This is a genomic window from Streptomyces sp. NPDC007084, assembly GCF_040703595.1.
Classification (GTDB): domain Bacteria; phylum Actinomycetota; class Actinomycetes; order Streptomycetales; family Streptomycetaceae; genus Streptomyces.
Map to the genome: position 1 here is coordinate 385,431 of NZ_JBEYFY010000001.1, position 22,292 is coordinate 407,722.

General features: G+C 71.6%; 18 protein-coding genes. 10 read left to right on the top strand and 8 right to left on the bottom strand.

The genetic code is table 11. The features are described 5' to 3' along the window. Window positions 1-52 precede the first annotated feature (52 nt). A complete protein-coding gene (locus AB0912_RS01810; protein ID WP_366695613.1) occupies window positions 53-718 on the bottom strand; it encodes a response regulator transcription factor in 666 nt (221 codons plus the stop codon). Between the two features lie 415 nt (window positions 719-1,133). On the opposite strand from AB0912_RS01810, the gene pdhA reads away from it, so the two are divergent. From pdhA to AB0912_RS01825, 3 genes are read left to right on the top strand one after another with little or no spacing between them, the layout of a single operon-like run. Next, window positions 1,134-2,360 carry a pyruvate dehydrogenase (acetyl-transferring) E1 component subunit alpha gene (pdhA, locus tag AB0912_RS01815; protein ID WP_366695615.1) on the top strand — a complete coding sequence of 409 codons (1,227 nt, stop codon included), beginning with the start codon at window positions 1,134-1,136 and terminating at the stop codon, window positions 2,358-2,360. Window position 2,361: 1 nt separating this feature from the next. Next, complete coding sequence (locus tag AB0912_RS01820) at window positions 2,362-3,366, top strand: alpha-ketoacid dehydrogenase subunit beta (RefSeq protein ID WP_366695617.1); 1,005 nt, start codon at window positions 2,362-2,364, stop codon at window positions 3,364-3,366. Between the two features lie 10 nt (window positions 3,367-3,376). Next, entirely contained in the window at window positions 3,377-4,858 is a 1,482-nt protein-coding gene (locus tag AB0912_RS01825; RefSeq protein ID WP_366695619.1) for a dihydrolipoamide acetyltransferase family protein, read from the top strand. Between the two features lie 146 nt (window positions 4,859-5,004). Here AB0912_RS01825 and AB0912_RS01830 read toward each other — a convergent pair whose 3' ends face one another. Next, window positions 5,005-5,901, bottom strand: coding sequence for a D-alanyl-D-alanine carboxypeptidase (locus AB0912_RS01830; RefSeq protein ID WP_366695621.1), 897 nt, complete (start codon window positions 5,899-5,901; stop codon window positions 5,005-5,007). A gap of 202 nt (window positions 5,902-6,103) precedes the next feature. Here AB0912_RS01830 and AB0912_RS01835 point away from each other — a divergent pair, with 202 nt between their 5' ends. Further along, window positions 6,104-6,778 carry a GntR family transcriptional regulator gene (locus AB0912_RS01835; protein WP_366695623.1) on the top strand — a complete coding sequence of 225 codons (675 nt, stop codon included), beginning with the start codon at window positions 6,104-6,106 and terminating at the stop codon, window positions 6,776-6,778. Next, a complete protein-coding gene (locus AB0912_RS01840; protein WP_366695625.1) occupies window positions 6,775-8,073 on the top strand; it encodes an MFS transporter in 1,299 nt (432 codons plus the stop codon). Before AB0912_RS01835 ends, AB0912_RS01840 begins: the two co-directional genes overlap by 4 nt. Window positions 8,074-8,230: 157 nt before the next feature. Here the strand turns inward: AB0912_RS01840 and AB0912_RS01845 are convergent, their stop codons facing one another. Next, complete coding sequence (locus AB0912_RS01845) at window positions 8,231-9,055, bottom strand: maleylpyruvate isomerase family mycothiol-dependent enzyme (protein ID WP_366695627.1); 825 nt, start codon at window positions 9,053-9,055, stop codon at window positions 8,231-8,233. A gap of 154 nt (window positions 9,056-9,209) precedes the next feature. Here AB0912_RS01845 and AB0912_RS01850 point away from each other — a divergent pair, with 154 nt between their 5' ends. Beyond that, the gene (locus AB0912_RS01850) at window positions 9,210-10,025 is read left to right on the top strand and encodes a carbon-nitrogen family hydrolase (RefSeq protein ID WP_366695629.1); all 816 of its coding nucleotides are present in this window, start codon (window positions 9,210-9,212) and stop codon (window positions 10,023-10,025) included. Window positions 10,026-10,241: 216 nt separating this feature from the next. Here AB0912_RS01850 and AB0912_RS01855 read toward each other — a convergent pair whose 3' ends face one another. Beyond that, the gene (locus tag AB0912_RS01855) at window positions 10,242-10,736 is read right to left on the bottom strand and encodes an LURP-one-related family protein (RefSeq protein WP_366695631.1); all 495 of its coding nucleotides are present in this window, start codon (window positions 10,734-10,736) and stop codon (window positions 10,242-10,244) included. A 205-nt stretch (window positions 10,737-10,941) separates the two neighbouring features. Here AB0912_RS01855 and AB0912_RS01860 point away from each other — a divergent pair, with 205 nt between their 5' ends. Further along, complete coding sequence (locus AB0912_RS01860; protein ID WP_366695633.1) at window positions 10,942-12,807, top strand: NHL domain-containing thioredoxin family protein; 1,866 nt, start codon at window positions 10,942-10,944, stop codon at window positions 12,805-12,807. A gap of 166 nt (window positions 12,808-12,973) precedes the next feature. Here AB0912_RS01860 and AB0912_RS01865 read toward each other — a convergent pair whose 3' ends face one another. From AB0912_RS01865 to AB0912_RS01875, 3 genes are all read right to left on the bottom strand, one after another. After that, entirely contained in the window at window positions 12,974-13,219 is a 246-nt protein-coding gene (locus AB0912_RS01865) for a DUF6458 family protein (RefSeq protein WP_266847692.1), read from the bottom strand. Between the two features lie 149 nt (window positions 13,220-13,368). Further along, the gene (locus AB0912_RS01870; RefSeq protein ID WP_366695635.1) at window positions 13,369-14,664 is read right to left on the bottom strand and encodes a M18 family aminopeptidase; all 1,296 of its coding nucleotides are present in this window, start codon (window positions 14,662-14,664) and stop codon (window positions 13,369-13,371) included. Window positions 14,665-14,869: 205 nt separating this feature from the next. Then, on the bottom strand, window positions 14,870-16,696 hold the full coding sequence (locus AB0912_RS01875; RefSeq protein WP_366695637.1) for an acyl-CoA dehydrogenase: 1,827 nt from the start codon (window positions 16,694-16,696) through the stop codon (window positions 14,870-14,872). Between the two features lie 145 nt (window positions 16,697-16,841). Between AB0912_RS01875 and AB0912_RS01880 the strand changes: the two genes are divergently transcribed. From AB0912_RS01880 to AB0912_RS01890, 3 genes are all read left to right on the top strand, one after another. Next, complete coding sequence (locus tag AB0912_RS01880; protein ID WP_366695639.1) at window positions 16,842-17,333, top strand: SseB family protein; 492 nt, start codon at window positions 16,842-16,844, stop codon at window positions 17,331-17,333. 142 nt (window positions 17,334-17,475) lie between these two features. Further along, window positions 17,476-18,447, top strand: a complete 972-nt coding sequence (locus tag AB0912_RS01885) for a pirin family protein (RefSeq protein WP_366695641.1) — start codon at window positions 17,476-17,478, stop codon at window positions 18,445-18,447. A 155-nt stretch (window positions 18,448-18,602) separates the two neighbouring features. Beyond that, a complete protein-coding gene (locus AB0912_RS01890; RefSeq protein WP_366695643.1) occupies window positions 18,603-19,685 on the top strand; it encodes an AI-2E family transporter in 1,083 nt (360 codons plus the stop codon). Between the two features lie 109 nt (window positions 19,686-19,794). On the opposite strand, the gene AB0912_RS01895 is transcribed toward AB0912_RS01890, so the two are convergent. Next, window positions 19,795-22,212, bottom strand: coding sequence for a SpoIIE family protein phosphatase (locus AB0912_RS01895; protein ID WP_366695645.1), 2,418 nt, complete (start codon window positions 22,210-22,212; stop codon window positions 19,795-19,797). Window positions 22,213-22,292: the final 80 nt, after the last annotated feature.

Here is a 22,292-nt window from a genome sequence, read left to right on the forward strand (position 1 = left end):
GCCACGTCACTCATGGCCGCTTGCCCCGGCAACTCGTCGCGCCCCGCGCGCCTCAGCGCTGCTGCTGTTCCGCCTGCATCCGCGCCACATAGGCGGCGGCCTGCGACCGGCGTTCCATTCCGAGTTTGGACAGCAGACTCGACACATAGTTCTTGATCGTTTTCTCGGCGAGGTGCAGCCGCTCCCCGATCGCGCGATTGGTGAGCCCTTCGCCGATCAGGTCGAGAATCCTGCGCTCCTGGTCCGTGAGCCGGTCGAGTTTCCCGTCGCCCTTGGGGGTGCCTCCGTCCCGCAGCCGTTCCAGGACGCGGGCCGTGGCCACCGGGTCCAGCAGGGACTTGCCGGCCGCCACGTCACGGACGGCGGTGAGCAGCTCGGTGCCGCGGATGTCCTTCAGGACATAGCCCGACGCACCCGCAATGATCGCGTCGAACAGGGCCTCGTCGTCGGAGAACGAGGTCAGCATCAGGCACTTGATGTCCTCGTGCGCGGAGCGGATCTCGCGGCACACCTCCACACCGCTGCCGTCGGGCAGCCGGACGTCGAGGACGGCCACGTCCGGGCGGGTCGCCGGGATACGGACCAGTGCGTCGGCCGCCGTGCCGGCCTCGCCGACCACCTCGATGTCGTCCTCGACCGCCAGCAGCTCGTGGACCCCGCGGCGGACCACCTCGTGGTCATCGAGGAGAAATACGCTGATTTTCCCGTTTTCCGGCACGGTGTCAGTGTCACACACGATCATGGCCATTGCCCTCGGGTGAACTCTTCCCGTGCCCGGGGTGACCGGGATAACGTGCCGGTGTTCCGGCCCCCTGCAAGGCTGTGACCAGTGCTGTGACCAGCGACTGTTCCCGACCCAATCGGTTTAGTAGGAAATCCACGTTTCCAAGTACTTGGATTTCCAATCAAAATCGCAGGTCAGGAGGGGTTTCACAGAATTGTGAAGCACTGGGTAACGTGACTTGTGCAGGGCGCTCGCCGGGGCACCTGTCACGCCTGTTCCCGGCCGAGTGGCACCCACCCCGTGTCACGGGTGCCGGAACAGGTGAGCCGCTCCCCCGAGCCCATACAGCGGGCGAGGGGGACCCCAGCCTTCCGGCAATCCCGGGGGCCGGACCGACGGAGGAGCACACGTGACCGTGGAGAGCACTGCCGCGCGCAAGCCGCGACGCAGCGCCGGTACGAAGAGCGCCGCGAGCGCCAGTACGACCGGTACCAAGAGCGCCGCGAGCAAGCGCGCCGGCGCGGCGGCCAAGAAGTCCCCGGGGGCGACGGGCGGCGAGCCGGAACTCGTCCAGCTCCTGACCCCGCAGGGCGAGCGCGTCCCGGACGCCACGTACGACCCGTACGTCGCCGACATCACCTCCGAGGAGCTGCGCGGCCTGTACCGGGACATGGTCCTCAGCCGCCGCTTCGACGCCGAGGCCACGTCCCTGCAGCGTCAGGGCGAGCTGGGCCTGTGGGCCTCGATGCTCGGCCAGGAGGCCGCCCAGATCGGTTCCGGCCGGGCCACCCGCGACGACGACTACGTCTTCCCGACCTACCGCGAGCACGGCGTCGCCTGGTGCCGCGGGGTCGACCCCACCAACCTGCTCGGCATGTTCCGCGGGGTGAACAACGGCGGCTGGGACCCGAACGGCAACAACTTCCACCTGTACACGATCGTCATCGGCTCGCAGACGCTGCACGCCACCGGCTACGCCATGGGCGTCGCCAAGGACGGCGCCGACTCGGCCGTGATCGCGTACTTCGGGGACGGCGCCTCCAGCCAGGGCGACGTCCTGGAGGCCTTCAACTTCGGCGCGGTCTACAACGCCCCGGTGGTGTTCTTCTGCCAGAACAACCAGTGGGCGATCTCCGAGCCGACCGAGCGCCAGATGCGCGTGCCGCTCTACCAGCGCGCGCAGGGCTTCGGCTTCCCCGGCGTCCGGGTGGACGGCAACGACGTGCTCGCCAGCCTCGCGGTGACCCGCTGGGCGCTGGAGCGGGCCCGTTCGGGCGAGGGCCCCACCCTCATCGAGGCGTTCACCTACCGGATGGGCGCGCACACCACCTCCGACGACCCGACCAAGTACCGGGCCGACGAGGAGCGCGAGGCGTGGGAGGCGAAGGACCCGATCCTGCGCCTGCGCACGTACCTGGAGGCCGCAAACCACGCGGACGAGGGATTCTTCGCGGAACTCGACGCCGAGAGCGAGACGTTGGGCAAACGAGTACGCGACGTCGTGCGGGCCATGCCCGACCCGGACACGATGGCCATCTTCGAGAACGCGTACGCGGACGGGCACGCGCTCGTCGACGAGGAGCGAGCCCAGTTCGCCGCCTACCAGGCGTCGTTCGTGGACGAGGGGGGTAACTGAAATGGCCGCGGAGAAGGTCGCGATCGCCAAGGCGATCAACGAGTCGTTGCGCAGGGCCATGGAGTCCGACCCCAAGGTCCTGATCATGGGCGAGGACGTCGGCAAGCTCGGCGGCGTCTTCCGTGTCACCGACGGCCTCCAGAAGGACTTCGGCGAGGAGCGGGTCATCGACACCCCGCTGGCCGAGTCCGGCATCGTCGGCACCGCGATCGGCCTCGCCCTGCGCGGCTACCGCCCGGTGGTGGAGATCCAGTTCGACGGTTTCGTCTTCCCGGCCTACGACCAGATCGTCACCCAGCTCGCGAAGATGCACGCGCGGGCGCTGGGCAAGATCAAGCTCCCCGTCGTCGTCCGCATCCCCTACGGCGGCGGCATCGGCGCCGTCGAGCACCACTCGGAGTCCCCCGAGGCGCTGTTCGCGCACGTGGCCGGCCTCAAGGTCGTCTCTCCGTCGAACGCGTCGGACGCCTTCTGGATGATGCAGCAGGCCATCCAGAGCGACGACCCGGTGATCTTCTTCGAGCCGAAGCGGCGCTACTGGGACAAGGGCGAGGTCACCTGGTCCACCGGCGGCTCCACCGCCGACGACATCATCCCCGGCCCGCTGCACAAGGCACGCGTGGTGCGCGAGGGCACCGACCTGACCCTCGTCGCCTACGGCCCGATGGTGAAGGTCTGCCTGGAGGCCGCCGCGGCCGCCCAGGAGGAGGGCAAGTCCATCGAGGTCCTGGACCTGCGCTCGATGTCCCCCATCGACTTCGACTCGGTGCAGGCCTCGGTCGAGAAGACCCGCCGCCTGGTCGTGGTCCACGAGGCCCCGGTCTTCCTCGGCACGGGCGCGGAGATCGCGGCCCGCATCACCGAGCGCTGCTTCTACCACCTGGAGGCGCCGGTCCTGCGGGTCGGCGGCTATCACGTCCCGTACCCGCCGGCCCGCCTGGAGGAGGAGTACCTTCCGGGCCTGGACCGGGTGCTCGACGCCGTCGACCGCTCGCTGGCGTACTGAGGAGAGGGTCGTGACGACGATGACTGAGAACGCGTCGGGACTCCGCGAGTTCAAGATGCCCGATGTGGGCGAGGGACTCACCGAGGCGGAGATCCTCAAGTGGTACGTCCAGCCCGGTGACACCGTCACCGACGGCCAGGTCGTCTGCGAGGTCGAGACCGCGAAGGCCGCGGTGGAACTGCCGATCCCGTTCGACGGTGTGGTGCAGGCCCTGCACTTCCCCGAGGGCACGACGGTGGACGTCGGCCAGGTGATCATCGCGGTGGACGTGTCCGGCGGGGCACCGGCCGCCGCCCCCGAGACTCCGGCCGCCGAACCGGTGGCCGCCCCCGCAGCCGAGCCCGCTACCGCCCCAGCGGCGGAGGCCAAGCCCGAGGGGCGCACGCCGGTCCTCGTCGGGTACGGGGTGGCGGCGTCCTCCACCAAGCGCCGGGCCCGCAAGGGCGCGGAGGTCCCGGCTCAGCAGGGCGAGACGCTCTACGCGGCCACCGCGCTCCAGACCGAGCTGAACGGGCATGGTGCCGCCCCCGCGCAGCGCCCCCTCGCCAAGCCGCCGGTCCGCAAGCTGGCCAAGGACCTCGGGGTCGACCTGGCGACGGTCACCCCTTCGGGCCCGGACGGCGTCATCACCCGGGAGGACGTGCACGCGGCGGTGGCCCCGGCGCAGGCGCCCGCCCCGGCGCAGGCCTCCGCCCCCGCTGCCGCGCCGACCGCCGCGCCGGCTCCGCAGCTCCCGGGGGAGACCCCGGCCCGCGTCCAGGCGCCGGCGCCCGCCGCGTCGTACGACGGCGCGCGGGAGACCCGTGTCCCGGTCAAGGGTGTCCGCAAGGCGACGGCCGCCGCGATGGTCGGCTCGGCGTTCACCGCCCCGCATGTCACCGAGTTCGTGACGGTCGACGTGACCCGCACGATGCGTCTGGTCGAGGAGCTCAAGCAGGACAAGGAGATGCAGGGGCTGCGGGTGAACCCGCTGCTGCTCATCGCCAAGGCCCTGCTGGTCGCGATCAAGCGCAACCCGGGGATCAACGCGTCCTGGGACGAGGCGAATCAGGAGATCGTCCAGAAGCACTATGTGAACCTGGGCATCGCCGCCGCCACGCCCCGCGGCCTGATCGTGCCGAACATCAAGGACGCGCACGAGAAGACCCTGCCGCGGCTGGCCGAGGAGCTGGGCGCTCTGGTGGCGACCGCCCGCGAGGGCAAGACGTCCCCCGCCGCGATGCAGGGCGGCACCGTGACGATCACCAACGTCGGCGTGTTCGGCGTCGACACGGGCACGCCGATCCTGAACCCCGGCGAGTCCGCGATCCTCGCGGTCGGCGCGATCAAGCTCCAGCCGTGGGTGCACAAGGGCAAGGTCAAGCCCCGTCAGGTCACCACGCTGGCGCTGTCCTTCGACCACCGTCTGGTCGACGGCGAGCTGGGCTCCCGGGTGCTGGCCGACACCGCGGCGATTCTGGAGCAGCCCAAGCGGCTGATCACCTGGGCCTAAGCCTCGGGGCCGGGTCCTGCGGGCCGAGTCCTCCGGGCCAAGTCCTGCGGGCCGGCGGGCCGAACGGAAACGGAAGGGGGCCTGCCGCGCGTTGGCGCGGCAGGCCCCCTTCCCGTGCGCGGGGCTCATCGCCCCGGCGCGCGCGCCTACTTGGCGAAGGCGTAGGTCATGAGCTTCTTCGCGTCCGCCTCGCGGTTCGGGATGGACGTCGAGGCGAGGACCGTGCCGATGACGGTCTTGCCGTTGCGCGTGGCGGCGAAGACGAGGCAGTACTTCGCCTCGGGGCCGGAGCCGGTCTTCACGCCGATGGTGCCGCTGTAGCTGCTGAGCAGGCCGTTGGTGTTGGTCCAGGCGGCCATGTTGCGGGTGGTGCCGGTCTTCGTGACGGTCTTCGCGGAGTACGACTTCGTCTTCACGATCGTCTTGAAGGTGGAGTTCTTCATCGCGCTGCTGGCGATCTTCGTCAGGTCGCGCGGCGTCGAGTAGTTCGAGCCCTTGCCGATGCCGTCGAAGGAATCGAAGTGCGTGTTCGTCAGGTGCAGGCTCGTCGCGGCGGAGTTCATCTTGCCGATGAACGACTTCACGCGGGCCGCCCGGGTCGAACCCGAACCGAACTTGTCGGCCAGCGCGTAGGCGGCGTCGCAGCCCGACGGCAGCATGAGCCCGTAGAGGAGCTGGCGGACGGTGACCTTGTCGCCGACGATCAGGTGCGCCTGCGAGGCGTTGTTGGCGACCACGTAGTCGCTGTAGGCCTTCTGGATGGTGACCTTGGCGTCGAGGTTCAGGTTCGGCTGGGCCAGCACCACCTTGGCCGTCATGATCTTGGTCGTGGAGCCGGTGGAACGCCGGGTGTCCGCGGCCTTGGTGTAGAGGGTCTTGGCGGTGCCGTTGTTCATCACGTAGCCGCCCTTGGCGGCGATCGTGGGGGTGGCGACGGCGCCGGCGGGCGCGGCGCCGAAGGCCCCCGCGGCCAGTACGGCGGCCGTCGTGGCGGTCACAGCGGCGGCCCTGCGGAAACGCGTGCCCTTAATGCCGGTAATCAAATTGAACGCTCCGTATGCGCGAAATGCCCCTGAGAGAACGGCACGTGACAATGCCGTCTGGTGTACCGACTCCCCAGAACGGCAAAGGGATGTATGGCGAAACGGTGAAAGTAGTGTGACCTGGGTTACACCAACTTCCTCGCGGGGTCCGCATGCTGAAACGCCGCCGGGCATGCGTACGTGTTGTATCTATGATGTGCGCATGCCTTCAGCCCCACCCGCTCCGGCCCGGCAGCCGGTGAAGCAGCCGCCCGCCGCCGACCGCGTCTACGCACACGTCAAGCAGGCCGTCCTGGAACGCCGTTACGAGGGCGGGACCCTGCTCACCGAAGGCGAACTCGCCGACGCCGTGGGGGTCTCGCGCACCCCGGTCCGCGAGGCGCTGCTCCGGCTCGAAGTCGAAGGACTGATCAGGCTCTACCCGAAGAAGGGTGCCCTCGTCCTGCCGGTCTCCGCCCAGGAGATCGCGGACGTCGTCGAGACCCGCCAGCTCGTCGAGGAACACGCCGCCCGCAAGGCCGTACCGGCGTCGCCTCGGCTCATCGCCCGCCTCGAGGAACTGCTCGCCCAGCAGCAGGAGCAGGCCGCGGCCGGGGACCTGGCCGCCGCCGCGGTCACCGACCGCTGCTTCCACGCCGAGATCGTCCGCAGCGGCGGGAACGAGATCCTGTCCCGGCTCTACGACCAGCTCCGCGACCGCCAGTTGAGGATGGGAGTCGCCGTCATGCACGCCCACCCCGACCGCGTCACCAAGACCCTCACCGAGCACGAGCAGATCCTCCAGGCGCTGCGCTCCGGAGACGCGGAGGCGGTCGTCGGGCTCATCCACGACCACGTGAGCTGGTTCTCCAACCTGGCCCGGGGCGAGGTCCGATGAGTTCCCCGGCCACGCTGCCCGGCGATCCGCCCGGCGGCCGGCGAGCCGTCGCCGTCTGGGGCATCGGCGTCGCGGTCTACTTCGTCGCGGTCATCTTCCGGACGTCCCTCGGGGTGGCAGGGCTCGACGCCGCCGACCGCTTCCACGTGGGCGCCTCCGCCCTGTCCACGTTCTCGATCCTGCAACTGCTCGTCTACGCGGGCATGCAGATACCGGTCGGGCTGCTCGTCGACCGGCTCGGCACCAAGAAGGTGCTGACCATCGGCGTCCTGCTGTTCACGGCCGGACAGCTCGGCTTCGCGTTCTCCTCCTCCTACGGGATGGCGCTCGCCTCCCGCGCGCTGCTCGGCTGCGGTGACGCGATGACGTTCATCAGCGTGCTGCGGCTCGGCACCCGGTGGTTCCCCGCCCGGCGCGGACCGCTCGTCGCCCAGCTCGCGGGCCTGGTCGGCATGGCCGGCAACCTGGTGTCGACGCTCGTCATCGCCCGGCTGCTGCACGGGGTGGGCTGGACCGCCGCGTTCGCGGGCAGCGCCGCCGCCGGTGTCGTCGTCCTCGTCCTGCTGCTGCTCTTCCTCAAGGACCACCCCGAGGGGCACGAGCCGGAGCCGTTCCCGCACCACGGCGCCGCCTACGTCCGCCGGCAGATCGCCGCGGCCTGGCGGGAACCGGGCACCCGGCTCGGCCTGTGGGTGCACTTCACCACGCAGTTCCCGGCGATGGTGTTCCTGCTGCTGTGGGGGCTGCCGTTCCTGGTCCAGGCGCAGGGCCTCTCCCGCGCCACCGCCGGTGAACTGCTCACCCTGGTCGTCCTGTCCAACATGGTCGTCGGCCTGGTCTACGGGCAGATCGTCGCCCGGCACCACCAGGCGCGGCTTCCGCTGGCCCTCGGCACCGTCGCCGCGACGGCGGTGGTGTGGGCGACCGTGCTGGTCTATCCCGGCGAGCACGCGCCGATGTGGACCCTGATCGTGCTGTGCACCGTCCTCGGTGCCTGCGGACCGGCCTCGATGCTCGGCTTCGACTTCGCGCGCCCCGCGAACCCGCCGGAGCGTCAGGGCACCGCCTCCGGGATCACCAACATGGGCGGTTTCGTCGCCTCGATGACCACCCTGCTGGCCATCGGGGTGCTGCTCGACGCCACCGGCGACAACTACCGCGTCGCCTTCGCCGCGGTGTTCGTCCTCCAGGCGCTCGGCCTCAGCCAGATCTTCCGGCTGCGCGGTCAGGCGGCCCGCCGCGAACGGGAACGGCTGGTGGCGAGCCGGGTGGAGACCGTGCACGTCCCGGCCTAACCACCGCCCGCCACCGGACCCCGCCCCGGCGGAAACCCTCCCGGTACGACTGCGCGGTGCCGTACGCCTGCGGGGTGCCGTACGCCTGCGGGGTGCCGCACGACTGCGCGGTGCCGTACGCCTGCGGGGTGCCGCAGGGCTGCGGGGTGCGGTACGACTACTGCGTCACCGTGAAGTTGCGCAGGATCGCGGCCGTCAGCTCCGGGTCGCCCTCGGTCTTGACCCGGTCGGCGACGGAGTCAGCGGTCACCCGGCCGCAGGCGAGCCGGACGTAGGTCTCCCAGTCCAGGGAGAGGCTCGCGGCGGGGCCGAGGGAGGGGGCGCCGTCTATCGAACCGCGCCCGTCGGCGTCGATCCGGACCGTGCGGAGGAACTCGACGGGACCGTGCACGTCGAAGACGACCGCCGAGTTCGCCGGAGCGCCCGCGTCCTTCGCGACGACCTTGGGCAGCGCGGCCAGCAGGTCGTCCCGCACGATCTGCGAACCGGGGGAGTCGAGGTTCCCCGGCCGGCCGAGCGCGGTCCGCAGGTCCTGCTCGTGCACCCACACGTCGAACGCGCGGTTGCGCATGGCCTGTTCGAGGGTGATCTCGGTGCCGAGCGGGCCGCGCACCTTGGCGTCGGGCTGGCGCGACTCGTTCCGCAACTGCCGGTTGCGGCGGATGACCGTGTACTCCAGCTCGGAGGTCATCTCCGGCGCCGTGTGGTGACGGCGCACGTCGACCTGCATCTCCATGTACCGCTGGTGCTCGTTCGTCACGTGGTAGAGGTCCCGGGGCAGCGTGTGGATCGGCCGCGGGTCGCCGAGCATCTCGCAGTCCATGCCGATGACATGCGAGACGATGTCCCGCACCGACCAGCCCGGGCACGGGGTCCGCCGGTTCCACTCACCCTCCGCAAGCGGCTGCACCAGCTCGGATATCGCTTCGATCGAGTGGGTCCAGGCGTCGGCGTAGGACTGAAGGCTGGGATGCAGACTCACGGAACGGGACCCCTCGGGCGGTTGGACGCGGGCAGTGCACAGGCAGCGGGTGTCTTGGGACGCTAAGTTACGCTGCTGTGAGGCACCCCGGCAGTGCTTTCGTGTGACGATCGTAGGCCCGTATCGACGGCTCGAATGCCAGGACGGTGGTACTGTGCGCGCCTCTCTCCTTCAGATCGACGTAAACGACGACGAATCGGTCGCCGCACGGAGAAGCCGCGTGGCGCAACTGGTACGGGATCAGGCCGGAGTCGATCTCGTCGTCCTCCCCGAGCTGTGGACCACCGGGGCCTTCGCCTACGAGGAGTTCGCGGCCGAGGCCGAACCGCTGGACGGCCCGACCCACGAGGCGATGGCCAAGGCGGCGAGCGACGCGGGCGTCTGGCTGCACGCGGGCTCGATCCCGGAGCGGGCCCCGTCCGACGGCTCCCCCGCCGGCGCTCCCCTCTACAACACCTCCCTCGTCTACTCCCCCTCCGGTGAACGCGTCGCCGCCTACCGGAAGATCCATCGCTTCGGCTTCGACCAGGGCGAGGCCGTGCTCATGGCGGCGGGCGGCGAGCTGGTGACGGTCCGGCTCCCGGAGACCGTCATCGGTGTGGCCACCTGCTACGACCTGCGCTTCCCCGAACTCTTCCGCGGCCTGGTCGACGCGGGGGCCCAGACCCTCGTCGTTCCGGCCGGCTGGCCCGAGCGGCGGCGCGCCCACTGGACCCTGCTCGCCCAGGCCCGCGCCGTCGAGAACCAGTCGTATGTCCTCGCGTGTGGAACGGCCGGTACGCACGCGGGAGTTCCCCAGGCCGGTCACTCGATCGTGGTCGACCCCTGGGGCGAGGTCCTCGCCGAGGCGGCGGGTTCCGGCGAGGAGATCCTCAGGGTGGAGTTCGACCCCGGGAAGGTCACGGCGACCCGGGACCAGTTCCCGGCCCTCAAGGACCGCGTGCTGGGCCTGGCTCCGCCGCGCCGCTGATCCCGCCTCACCGCCAGGCGCGCCTTGCCGCTGATCCCACCCCACCTCCGGCCCCGCGTCACCTCCGGCCCCGCGTCACCTCCGGCCCCGCCTCACCGCCGGCCCCGCCTCACCTCCGGCCCCGCCTCGCCGCCGGCGCGCGCCGTGCCGCCGACCGCCGGGCGCCGGGCGTGGGGCGTGTGCGCCCGGGGCAAGGGTCGGTCCGCGGCGGCGCCCTCAGTCGTCGCCCCGCTCCTTCTCCGCCAGGTGGATCACGCACACCGCCACCGCGATCAGCAGCGCCTGGTCGGCGTCCTCGCGGACGACGTCCACGCCGTAGGTGTCGCGGATGTGCAGCCAGCGGCGGGAGATCTGGGCGAGCAGTTCGTTGTCGTAGTCGATGGCGAACTCGCGGTCGAGGATCTTGCCGCTGACGTCGAGTTCGGTGCCGTCGACCAGGGCGACCCGGTAGTGGTTGCGGAGCAGGGACAGCCGCTTGCGCTTGATGGTCGCCAGCGGTGCGCCGTCCCGCTCGATGATCATCGTATCGCGCAGGGCGAGCATCTTCTGGTGGATGTCGATCAGAACGCGTCCACGGGTGTCCTTCAGCTCGAAGGTGTCCCGCACCCGCATCGCCTTGCCGTCGACGAGGAAGACCTTGTTGCCGTGGTCGTCCTCGATCCAGTAGTCGTCACCGAAACCGAGCAGCCGGTCGCGCACGAGGTATCTCATGCCCTCACCGGTTCCCCGGCGACCGCCCCGCAACGCCGACGGTAGGCCGACGGGCTGACCGGGGTGGTGCGCGCGGGGGCGCGCGCAGGTCGGAGCGCGCAGGTCGGAGCGCGCAGGTCGGAGTGCGCGGGCCGGAGCGCGGGGCCGTGTCCGTCCGGAGGCAGGCGCTCGACCGGATGTCCGAGGCAGGTGGCACCCTTGATCCATGAACGACTCCGCCCAGGCGCCCGCTTCCGGCGCCACCCCGGCGCCCGCTCCGGCGCCGTCCGCCCGCCGTGCCCGTGTCCGTGCCCCCGAGCTGATCGGCAAGGGTGGCTGGCTGAACACGGGCGGTCAGCAGTACACCCTCGCCGACCTGCGCGGCCGGATCGTCGTACTGGACTTCTGGACCTTCTGCTGCATCAACTGCCTGCACGTCCTGGACGAGCTGCGGGAGCTGGAGGAGAAGCACCGGGACACCGTGGTGATCATCGGTGTGCACTCGCCGAAGTTCGTGCACGAGGCCGAGCACCAGGCCGTCGTGGACGCCGTGGAGCGCTACGGGGTGGAGCACCCGGTGCTGGACGACCCGGAGCTGGCCACCTGGAAGCAGTACGCGGTGCGGGCCTGGCCGACGCTCGTGGTGATCGACCCCGAGGGGTACGTCGTAGCGCAGCACGCGGGCGAAGGGCACGCGCACGCGATCGCGCGGCTGGTCGAGGAGCTGGAGGCCGAGCACGGGGCGAAGGGCACCCTGCGGCGCGGCGACGGCCCGTACGTGGCGCCCGAGCCGGAGCCGACCGTGCTGCGCTTCCCCGGCAAGGCGCTGGCCCTGCCGAGCGGGAATCTGCTGGTCAGCGACACGACCCGGCATCAGCTCGTGGAGCTGGCGGAGGACGGCGAGACGGTCGTGCGGCGGATCGGCTCCGGCGTCCGGGGTTTCGTGGACGGCCCGGCCGGGGCGGCGGGGTTCAGCGAGCCGCAGGGGCTCGCGCTGCTCGACGCCGACACGGTCGTCGTCGCGGACACGGTGAACCACGCCCTGCGCCGGGTCGATCTCGCCTCCGGCGAGGTCGGCACCCTCGCGGGCACCGGCCGCCAGTGGTGGCAGGGGACACCGACGTCAGGGCCCGCGCGCGAGGTCGACCTGTCCTCGCCGTGGGACGTGGCCCTCTTCGGGGGGAAGGTGTGGATCGCCATGGCGGGCGTCCACCAGCTGTGGGCGTACGACCCGCGGACGGAGACGGTCGGGGTCGTCGCGGGCACGACGAACGAGGGCCTGGTGGACGGGCCGGGCCCCGAGGCCTGGTTCGCGCAGCCGTCCGGGCTCGCCGCCACCGGGGACCGGCTCTGGCTGGCCGACTCCGAGACCTCGGCGCTGCGCTGGGTCGACCTGGACGGCGCGGTGCACACGGCCGTCGGCACGGGCCTCTTCGACTTCGGCCACCGCGACGGCGCCGCGGACCAGGCGCTGCTCCAGCACCCGCTGGGCGTGACCGCCCTGCCGGACGGTTCGGTGGCGGTCAGCGACACGTACAACCACGCCCTGCGCCGCTACGACCCGGCGACCGGGGAGGTGACGACGCTGGCGACCGATCTGCGGGAGCCGAGCGACGCCGTGCTCGTCGGGGACGACATCGTGGTGGTGGAGTCGGCCCGGCACCGGCTGACCCGGCTGCGCCTCCCGGAGGAGGCGGTACGGGTGGAGTCGGTCGCCCACCGCACGCGGCGCGCGGCGACCGAGGTCACCGCGGGGACGGTCCGGCTGGACGTGATCTTCCAGGCACCGGCCGGGCAGAAGCTGGACACCCGCTACGGGCCGTCCACCCGGCTGCTCGTCTCCGCGACGCCCGCGGAGCTGCTGCTCGCGGGCGAGGGCGCGGGGACGGACCTCACCCGGTCCGTCGAGCTGAACCCGGCCGTCGAGGAGGGCGTGCTGCACGTGTCGGCGATGGCCGCGTCCTGCGACGACGACCCGGCGAACGAGTACCCGGCCTGCCATGTCCACCAGCAGGACTGGGGTGTTCCGGTGCGCCTGACCGAAGGCGGCGCGGACCGGCTGCCGTTGGTGCTCGCGGGCATGGACGGCTGAGGCGGGCCGATGGCCCGCGCGGTCTGCGCCACGGCTGATCCGGACCGGTCCGGATCAGCCGCTCCCGCCGTCCCACCGTTTCGCGGTGACGCCGGTCGGCCGGCCGGAACGGGATGGGTCGGACGCGTCGGACGGGGGTGGCCGGCTCGGAGGAGTCCGGCCGGGATCAGACGCCGTAGCCGTCGTGGTAGCCGTCGCCGCGGTGGTGACGTTCCTCCACCACGGTGGTGGTCGGCTCCATGACCACGCGGCGCCGGCGGGCGACGCTGCTGAAGGTCGCCACGCCGATCAGACCGACGATCATGAGGATCACGCCGACCACGTGGAGGTTGACCCCCGCCATGTGCCAGTCGGTCGCGAACGTGAGGATCGCACCTGCGGCGATCAGGATGATGCATCCGCCCAGGCCCATGGGTGTCCGCCTCCTTGGAAGAGCAACTCGGAGTCTTTCGGGGCGTGTTCCGGGTACCCGGGTCCCCGCGAGCCATGCGGAGGCGAGCGCTCGGGTCAGGCGCCGCCGCTCCCGGAGCGCGGGCGGCGGCCCCTGACCGGGGGCGGATCTCAGCCCTCCAGGAACGCCACCAGCGCGTTCGTCAGGAGGAACGGGTCGTCGGCGCCGCACAGTTCGCGGGCGCTGTGCATGGAGAGGATGGCCACACCGATGTCGACCGTCCGGATGCCGTGCCGGGCGGCGGTGATGGGGCCGATCGTCGTGCCGCAGGGCATCGAGTTGTTGGAGACGAACGACTGGAAGGGCACGCCGGCCTTCTCACAGGCGGCGGCGAACACCGCGCGGCCCGAACCGTCGGTGGCGTAGCGGTTGTTGACGTTCACCTTGAGGATGGGGCCGCCGTTGACGCGCGGGTGGTGCGTCGGGTCGTGCCGCTCCGCGTAGTTGGGGTGCACGGCGTGGCCGGTGTCGGAGGACAGACAGACGGTGCCGGCGAAGGCGCGGGCCCGGTCCTCGTAGGAGCCGCCGCGGGCGAAGACCGAGCGTTCCAGCACACCGCCGAGGAGCGGTCCGTCGGCGCCGGTGTCGCTCTGCGAGCCGTTCTCCTCGTGGTCGAAGGCGGCGAGGACGGGGATGTACGAGGGGCCGGTGTCGGAGGTGGCGACGGCGGCCAGGGCGGCGGTGCCGGCGTGCACCGACAGCAGGTTGTCCATCCGCGGGCCCGCGACCAGCTCCTTGTCACGGCCCAGGTAGGCCGGTCTCTCGACGGAGTGGGTCATCAGGTCCCAGCCGGTGACCTCGCCGGCGGGCAGCCCCGCCTCGTCCTCCAGGAAGGCGATCAGGTCGCCCTCGCGGGGGTCGCCGAGTCCCCACACCGGCTGGAGGTGGCGCTGCTTGTCGAGCTTGAGGCCGTCGGTGCTCACCGACCGGTCGAGGTGGATGGCGAGCTGCGGGACGCGCAGCAGGGGCCGGTCGACGTTGACCAGGCGGGTGGAGCCGTCGCGCAGCGAGAGCCGTCCGGCGATGCCCAGGTCGCGGTCGAGCCAGGAGTTGAGCAGGGGGCCGCCGTAGATCTCGACGGCGACCTGGCGCCAGCCGTGCGCGCCGGTGTCCGGCAGCGGCTTGACGCGCAGGTTGGGGGAGTCGGTGTGCGCACCCAGGATCCGGAACGGTGTGTGCGGTTCGGCGCCCTCCGGCACGTACCAGGCGACGATCGCGCCGCCGCGCAGCACGTACTTGCCGCCGCTGCTCGCGTCCCACGCGTCGGTCTCGGCGACCTGACGGAATCCGGCCTTCTCCAGCCGCTCGGCGGCGGCCGCCACGGCGTGGTACGGCGTCGGGCCGGCCGTGAGGAAGGACATGAGGTCGTCGGTGTGGCCGCGGTCGAAGCGGGAGGGTGCACTCATGGTGTTCACCTTAACGACGCGCGAGGGCCCGCTCCCGGGGATGGGAGCGGGCCCTCGTAAGGGGGATGTGAAGGGCGGACACCTTGGGACACCCTGACCGGAGGTCCGGGTTCCGCTCGGGTGGCCGCCCCGCCTCCGAGGGGGCAGGGCCGCCGGGAACCCCGAGGTGGCGGGGCGTCCCGGCGCCCGAGGTGGCCGGGGCCGGCTAGAAGGCGGCCTCGTCCAGCTCCATCAGGTCCAGGTCGACTCCCTCGGCGAGCTTGCGCGCGCCGGTGACGCCCGGCAGGACGTTGGCGGCGAAGAACTTCGCGGCCGCGATCTTGCCGGTGTAGAAGGCCTTGTCCTTGGCGGCGGCCGTCTCCAGCTTCTCGGCGGCGACGGCGGCGCCGCGCAGCAGCAGGTAGCCGACGACGACGTCACCGGAGGCGAGCAGCAGGCGGGTGGTGTTGAGGCCCACCTTGTAGATGTTCTTGACGTCCTGCTCGGTGGCCGCGAGGTCGGTCAGCATCAGGCCGACGATGGCCTCCAGCTCGACGGCCGCCTTGGCGAGCTGCTCCCGGGCGGCGGAGAGGTCCTCGCCGCCGGTGCCGAGCGCCAAAAACTTCTTGATGTCCTCGGCGAGCGAGTTCAGCGCGGCGCCCTGGTTGCGGACGATCTTCCGGAAGAAGAAGTCCTGGCCCTGGATCGCGGTGGTGCCCTCGTACAGGGTGTCGATCTTGGCGTCGCGGATGTACTGCTCGACCGGGTACTCCTGGAGGAACCCGGAGCCGCCGAAGGTCTGGAGCGACTGGGCGAGCTGCTCGTAGCCCTTCTCGGAGCCGTAGCCCTTCACGATCGGCAGGAGCAGGTCGTTGAGGGCCTCCAGGGCGGCGGTGTCCTCGCCGGCGGCCTCCTTGACCTGGATCTCGTCCTGGATCGCGGCGGTGTGCAGCACCAGGGCGCGCATGCCCTCGGCGTAGGCCTTCTGCGTCATCAGCGAGCGGCGCACGTCGGGGTGGTGCGTGATGGTGACCTTGGGCGCGGTCTTGTCCATGAAGTTCGCCAGGTCGGGGCCCTGGACGCGCTCCTTGGCGTACTCCAGCGCGTTCAGGTAGCCCGTCGAGAGGGTCGAGATGGCCTTCGTGCCGACCATCATGCGGGCGAACTCGATGATGCGGAACATCTGGCGGATGCCGTCGTGCTTGTCGCCGATCAGCCAGCCCTTGGCAGGGTGGCGGTCGCCGAAGGTCATCTCGCAGGTGTTGGAGGCCTTGAGGCCCATCTTGTGCTCGACGTTCGTCGCGTACACGCCGTTGCGCTCGCCCAGCTCGCCGGTCTCGAAGTCGAACTCGTACTTCGGGACGAGGAAGAGGGACAGGCCCTTGGTGCCGGGGCCGGCGCCCTCGGGGCGGGCGAGGACGTAGTGGAGGATGTTCTCCGACATGTCGTGCTCACCCGAGGTGATGAAGCGCTTCACGCCCTCGATGTGCCAGGAGCCGTCCTCCTGCTGGACCGCCTTGGTGCGGCCGGCGCCGACGTCCGAGCCCGCGTCGGGCTCGGTGAGGACCATGGTGGAGCCCCACTGCTTGTCGACGGCGATCTTCGCGATGTGCTTCTGGACCTCGTTGCCCTCCTCGAAGAGGATGCCGGCGAACGCCGGGCCCGAGGAGTACATCCACACGGCCGGGTTGGCGCCGAGCACCAGCTCCGCGTAGGCCCAGATCAGGGAGCGCGGCGCGGTGGAGCCGCCGATCTCCTCGGGCAGGCCGAGGCGCCAGTACTCGGAGTCCATGAACGCCTTGTACGACTTCTTGAAGGAGGCCGGCACGGGCGCGGTGTTGGTCTCGGGGTCGAAGACGGGAGGGTTGCGGTCGGCGTCCGCGAAGGACTCGGCCAGCTCGTTCTCCGAGAGGCGGGTCAGCTCCTCCAGGATGCTCTTGGCGGTGTCCGTGTCCATCTCCGCGAACGGGCCGGTGCCGTACAGCTTGTCGCGGCCGAGCACCTCGAAGAGGTTGAACTCGATGTCGCGGAGATTCGACTTGTAGTGCCCCATGGCGACGGCTCCGTTAAGGGATCGGCGAGGAAGGGAACTCCTCGCACCTAGATTCACGTACCAGCAAGTAGCTACGATGATGCTACCCGTCAGTAATAAGAAGCAACCCCGGATGGGCCATATGTGGCCCACTACTCTTTGACGCATGTACGGCTACGAGCAGAACGCGGGCACCCAGCAGGGGTACGTCCCGCCGCAGCAGCAGATGCCCGGCCAGATGCCGGGCGGGCAGATGCCCGGCGGATACGGCCAGCAGCCGCCGCTGTACCCCGAGCCGTCCCCGCCGTCCCTCGCGGACGCGGTCCGCGCGTTCACCACGGGTTCCCTGGCCGCCGAGGACTTCCAGCAGATCTTCGCGACGTCCAAGGTGTACTGCCCGCGCGGCGATACCCCCGGGTTCCTCGCGCTGCACAACACCCAGCAGCCCGTCATCCCGATGTTCACCTCCCTCAAGGAGCTGCGCCGGTACGCCGGCAAGGAGTCCAAGTACTTCGTGATCACCGGCGCCGAGGTCATCGACCTGCTCCCCACCGGCTACGGCTTCGTGATCGACATGGAGGGCGAGCACCGGATGGTCTTCGACGCGAAGGCCGTGGAGCAGATGGTGGACTTCGCGATGCGCCGTATGTACGGCTGACGGAATGCGCGGCTGACGCGCCGCGCGGCCCTTGTGTCTCACCCTGGCGGACGCCCGGAGGGAATGCCCTCCGGGCGTTCGTCGTTACGGGTGGCAGAAAGTTCAACGCTCAACTAAACTCGAAGCACAAGGAGGTACCGACATGCCTGCAGTGACCGTCGAGAACCCGCTGGCCCTGCCCCGAGTGGCCGCGCCCGCCGACGCCGTGAACCGTCCCGTGCTGGCCGTGACGACCGCGCCCAGTGGCTTCGAGGGCGAGGGTTTCCCGGTCCGCCGCGCGTTCGCCGGGATCAACTACAAGCACCTCGACCCGTTCATCATGATGGACCAGATGGGCGAGGTGGAGTACGCGCCGGGCGAGCCGAAGGGCACCCCCTGGCACCCCCACCGCGGCTTCGAGACCGTGACCTACATCATCGACGGCGTCTTCGACCACCAGGACTCCAACGGTGGCGGCGGCACCATCACCAACGGTGACACCCAGTGGATGACGGCGGGCTCCGGTCTGCTGCACATCGAGGCGCCGCCGGAGGCCCTCGTCATGTCCGGCGGCCTCTTCCACGGGCTCCAGCTCTGGGTGAACCTCCCCGCCAAGGACAAGATGATGGCGCCCCGCTACCAGGACATCCGCGGCGGCACCGTGCAGCTCCTCAGCACCCCGGACGGCGGCGCGCTGCTGCGGGTCATCGCCGGCGAGCTGGACGGGCACGCGGGCCCCGGCATCACGCACACGCCGATCACCATGGTCCACGCCACGGTGCGGCCGGGCGCCGAGCTGACCCTGCCGTGGCGTGAGGACTTCAACGGCCTCGCGTACGTCCTCGCCGGACGCGGCAGCGTGGGCGCGGACCGCCGGCCCGTCCACACCGGGCAGACCGCCGTCTTCGGCGCCGGCTCCTCGCTGACCGTCCGCGCGGACGAGCGGCAGGACTCCAACACCCCGGACCTGGAGGTCGTCCTCCTCGGCGGGCAGCCGATCCGCGAGCCGATGGCCCACTACGGCCCGTTCGTCATGAACACCCGCGCCGAACTCCAGCAGGCCTTCGAGGACTTCCAGAAGGGCCGCCTCGGCACCGTTCCGGCGGTGCACGGCATGACGGAGGGCGGGCTCTGAGCACACGGCCCCCCGGCCGGGCCGTCGCTCACGGGCGTTGAACACGGGAGGCCCCGTCCGCACCGGCGGACGGGGCCTCCTGGTGTCCGGGCCGCCCCTCCCTCGTTCGGCCGCCCCGGGGCGCCGCCCGGCCTGACGCATGGTCAGGTGAGGGGGTGCAGCTACTCCCCGAAGGCGCCCGGCGGTTGGCGGCCTGGTGTGTCGTGATCCTGCTGGCGGCCGGGGTCGGCTGGGTCGGCATCCTGCTGTGCGGGGAGTTCCGTACGGCGGTGGTGCCGGTGCTGCTCGCCCTGCTCGGCACCGCCCTGCTCGGGCCGCTCTACCGGCGGCTGCTGCGGATGCGGGTCAACCAGTCGCTGGCCGCCGCGCTCACCTGCGTCGCGGTGGCCGTCGTGGTCGGCGGCGCCGTCTACATCGTCGTCGCCGCGCTCATCCACACCGGCGGACAGATCGTCACCTCGCTGCGCCAGGCCGCCCGCTCCGTCGCCGAGCACTTCGGCGCGGCGGGCACCTCGCTGGACGATCTCGCCGGCAACTCCAAGGACCTGCTGGCCAAGTTCGGCGGCACCGCCGCGGCCAACGTCATCAGCGGGGTCAGTGTCGTCGGCGAGACCCTCGCCATGGCCGTGCTCGCCCTGCTGCTGGTGTTCTTCTTCCTGCGGGACTCCGACCGGGTGGCCGGCACCCTGCGCACGCTGGCACCCCGGGGGACCGCCGACCTCGTCGAGGCCATGGCCCGCCGGGCCTTCGGAGCCGTCGAGGGCTTCATGCGCGGGACCACCCTGATCGCGCTCATCGACGCCCTGTGCATCACCGTCGGGCTGCTGATCCTGCGCGTCCCGGGCGCGGTGGGGCTCGGCGCGCTCGTCTTCGTGGGCGCGTTCGTGCCCTACCTCGGGGCGTTCATCTCCGGCGCGGTGGCCGTGCTGGTCGCGCTCGCGGACCGGGGGTTCGTCATCGCCCTGTGGGCGCTCGGCGTCGTCCTCGCCGTGCAGGTCCTGGAGGGTCACGTGCTCCAGCCGATGATCCAGAGCAGGACCGTGCAGATGCATCCGGCGGTGGTACTGCTGGCGATCACCGCGGGCGCGTCGGTCGCCGGCATCCTCGGCATGCTCCTCGCGGTCCCGCTGACGGCGGCGGTCTTCGGGGTCGTACACGAACTCCGGGCGCTGTACGGGCCGGACGGCCCCGGGACATCGGGGGCGCCCGGCGTACCGGGCCCGCCGGAGACGCCGTAGCCGACGACCAGCCTCACCGAGGTCCGGCTCGGCGGTGGCCGGCCGTTTCGCGGGGTCCGCCCAGCCGGGACCCGGCGGCTTCCGGGCCGTCCGGTCCACCGGGGTCCGCTCAGCCGTCGCCGGTGGGTTTTTCGAGGCCGGCCGGGGTGCCCCCGCCGCCCGGGGCCGCCGGGGCCCGGGGCCTGGTGTCCGCGGCCTCGGACGCGTCCCCGGCGTCCGTCGCCTCGTCGAAGTCGGCCGCGTCGCCGAACGCCTCCAGGGCCTCCAGCATCGCGGCGTCCCGGGAGGCCTCCCTCCTGCCGGTCTGGTCGGCCTGACCGGTCGGGGCATCCTGGCCGGCCTGGTCGGCGGCCGGGGCGGCGGTCTCCGTGTCCTCCTCCTCCGAGAACTCGAACCAGATGCTCTTGCCTTCGCCCCGCGGGTCGACGCCCCAGGCGTCCGCGAGCAGTTCCACCAGGACCAGTCCGCGTCCGGACGACGCCAGTTCCCCGGGGTCGCGCCGGTGCGGCAGGTCGTCGCTGCCGTCGGTGACCTCGATCCGCATCCGCCGCTTGCCCGGCTCCCCCGTCACCTCGGCCACGAGCAGCGCGTCGGCGTCCGTGTGCACGAGGACGTTGGTGATCATCTCGGAGACCAGCAGGACCGCCGAGTCGAGCTGGTCGGCGGAGGCCCAGTCGTGCAGCAGCTCGCGCACCTGCTGGCGGGCGCTCGCGATCCGCTCGGGCTCGGCCTGCGCCACGGTCAGCATCGTGCGCCGGACCGTCGGCCGCACGGTCGGGGTGGTGCCGCCGTAGCCGCGCTCCGCCTCCCGGGACAGCAGCAGCACGGCGATGTCGTCCTCACGGCGGTCCGCCAGCGGGCCGGTGGTGTGGTGCGAGGAGGGCCCGTGCACGGCCTGCACGAGGGCGTCCGCCAGGGACTCCATGTCGCCCTGGTGGGATTCGAGCGTCCCGCGGATGCGGCGCCAGCCCGTGTCGAGGTCGTGGCCGCCGGTCTCGATGAGCCCGTCGGTGCAGACCAGCATCGTCTCGCCGGGTTCCAGGACGAGCCGGGTGGTCGGGTAGTCGGCGTCCGGGTCGATGCCGAGCGGCAGCCCGCCCGCGGTGGACCGCGTCAGCACCGTCCCGTCCGCCATGCGTATCGCGGGGTCGGGATGCCCGGCGCGGGCGATGTCGAGGCTGCCGGTGGCCGGGTCGACCTCGACGTACAGGCAGGTCGCGAAGCGCAGGTCGCCAGGGTCGCCGGGGCCGTCCCCGGCGCCGGTGCCGCCGCTCGACCCGTACGTCACCGAGTCCGTGACCCCGTAGAGGAAACGGGAGGCCCGGGAGAGCACCGCGTCCGGGCGGTGGCCCTCCGAGGCGTAGGCGCGCAGCGCTATCCGGAGCTGGCCCATCAGGCCGGCCGCGCGCACGTCGTGGCCCTGGACGTCGCCGATGACGAGGGCGAAGCGGCCGGTGGGCAGCGGGATCATGTCGTACCAGTCGCCGCCGACCTGGAGGCCGCCGCCGGTCGGGACGTAGCGCGCGGCGACGCTCATGCCCGGCATCTGCGGGCCGAGCGTCGGCATCATCGAGCGCTGGAGGCCGTCCGTCAGCTCCCGTTCGGTCTCGGCGGCGCCGGCGCGGGAGAGGGCCTGGGCGAGCATGCGGGCGACGGTGGTGAGGACCGAGCGTTCGTCGGGCGTGAAGGAGACCGGATACGTGAAGGCCGCCATCCACGCGCCCATGGTGCTGCCGGCGACGGTGAGCGGCAGGAACGCCCAGGACTGCCGGCCGAAGCGCTGTGCGAGCGGCCAGGAGGCCGGGTAGCGCTCCTTGTAGGCCTCCGGGGAGGAGAGGTAGACGGCGCGGCCGGTGCGGACGACCTCGGCGGCCGGGTAGTCGGTGGCCAGCGACATGTGCGAGAAGGGGCCCTCGTCGCCGGGCTGCTGCCCGTGGTGGCCGATGATCGTGAGGCGGTCGCCCTCCGCGCCGAAGACGGCGAGGCCGTCCGGTGAGAAACCGGGCATGGACAGGCCCGCCGCGACGCGCAGCACCTCCGCCGTGGAGCGGGCCTCGGCGAGCGCCCGTCCCGCGTCCAGCAGGAACGCCTCGCGCGAGCGGCGCCAGTCTCCGGTGACCGGGGTGCGGGCGGCGGCCCCCGGCGGCTGCTCGCTGACCTCCTGGAGGGTGCCGATCAGCTCGAAGTGCCCGGTCTCGGGGTCGACGACGGGCCGGGAACGGCTGCGGACGGTACGCAGCACCCGTCCGTTCCCGTCCATGATCCGCATCCGGGCCTCGGCGAGAGTGCCCTCGGCGACGGCGAGCTGGACCACCCCGTCCATCTCGTTCCAGTCGACGGGGTGGACGTGGGCGCGGACGCCCGCGGCGGTGAGGGTCGTGTGTTCCGCGCCTCCGGGCAGGCCCATGAGGCGGGCCGCCTCCGCGTCGAAGGTGACGAGGCCCGCGGCTTCGTCCCAGCGCCACAGGCCGGTCGCCAGAGAGGCCAGGACGTCCCCCGTCGCGGGCAGGGGCTCACCAGTGCGCATGGGCCCACTGTAGGAACAGGTGATCGGTGCCTGCCACCGAAGCCCGCCCCCGCCCGTCCGCGTGCGGCTCCCGCCCGTCC

Excerpts from the sequence above, each read along its gene's own strand:
- AB0912_RS01820 (WP_366695617.1), top strand. The coding sequence starts at position 2,362 with ATGGCCGCGGAGAAGGTCGCGATCGCCAAGGCGATCAACGAGTCGTTG.
- AB0912_RS01835 (WP_366695623.1), top strand. The coding sequence starts at position 6,104 with ATGCCTTCAGCCCCACCCGCTCCGGCCCGGCAGCCGGTGAAGCAGCCG.
- AB0912_RS01840 (WP_366695625.1), top strand. The coding sequence starts at position 6,775 with ATGAGTTCCCCGGCCACGCTGCCCGGCGATCCGCCCGGCGGCCGGCGA.
- AB0912_RS01855 (WP_366695631.1), bottom strand. The coding sequence starts at position 10,736 with ATGAGATACCTCGTGCGCGACCGGCTGCTCGGTTTCGGTGACGACTAC.
- AB0912_RS01860 (WP_366695633.1), top strand. The coding sequence starts at position 10,942 with ATGAACGACTCCGCCCAGGCGCCCGCTTCCGGCGCCACCCCGGCGCCC.
- AB0912_RS01865 (WP_266847692.1), bottom strand. The coding sequence starts at position 13,219 with ATGGGCCTGGGCGGATGCATCATCCTGATCGCCGCAGGTGCGATCCTC.
- AB0912_RS01870 (WP_366695635.1), bottom strand. The coding sequence starts at position 14,664 with ATGAGTGCACCCTCCCGCTTCGACCGCGGCCACACCGACGACCTCATG.
- AB0912_RS01875 (WP_366695637.1), bottom strand. The coding sequence starts at position 16,696 with ATGGGGCACTACAAGTCGAATCTCCGCGACATCGAGTTCAACCTCTTC.
- AB0912_RS01880 (WP_366695639.1), top strand. The coding sequence starts at position 16,842 with ATGTACGGCTACGAGCAGAACGCGGGCACCCAGCAGGGGTACGTCCCG.
- AB0912_RS01885 (WP_366695641.1), top strand. The coding sequence starts at position 17,476 with ATGCCTGCAGTGACCGTCGAGAACCCGCTGGCCCTGCCCCGAGTGGCC.
- AB0912_RS01895 (WP_366695645.1), bottom strand. The coding sequence starts at position 22,212 with ATGCGCACTGGTGAGCCCCTGCCCGCGACGGGGGACGTCCTGGCCTCT.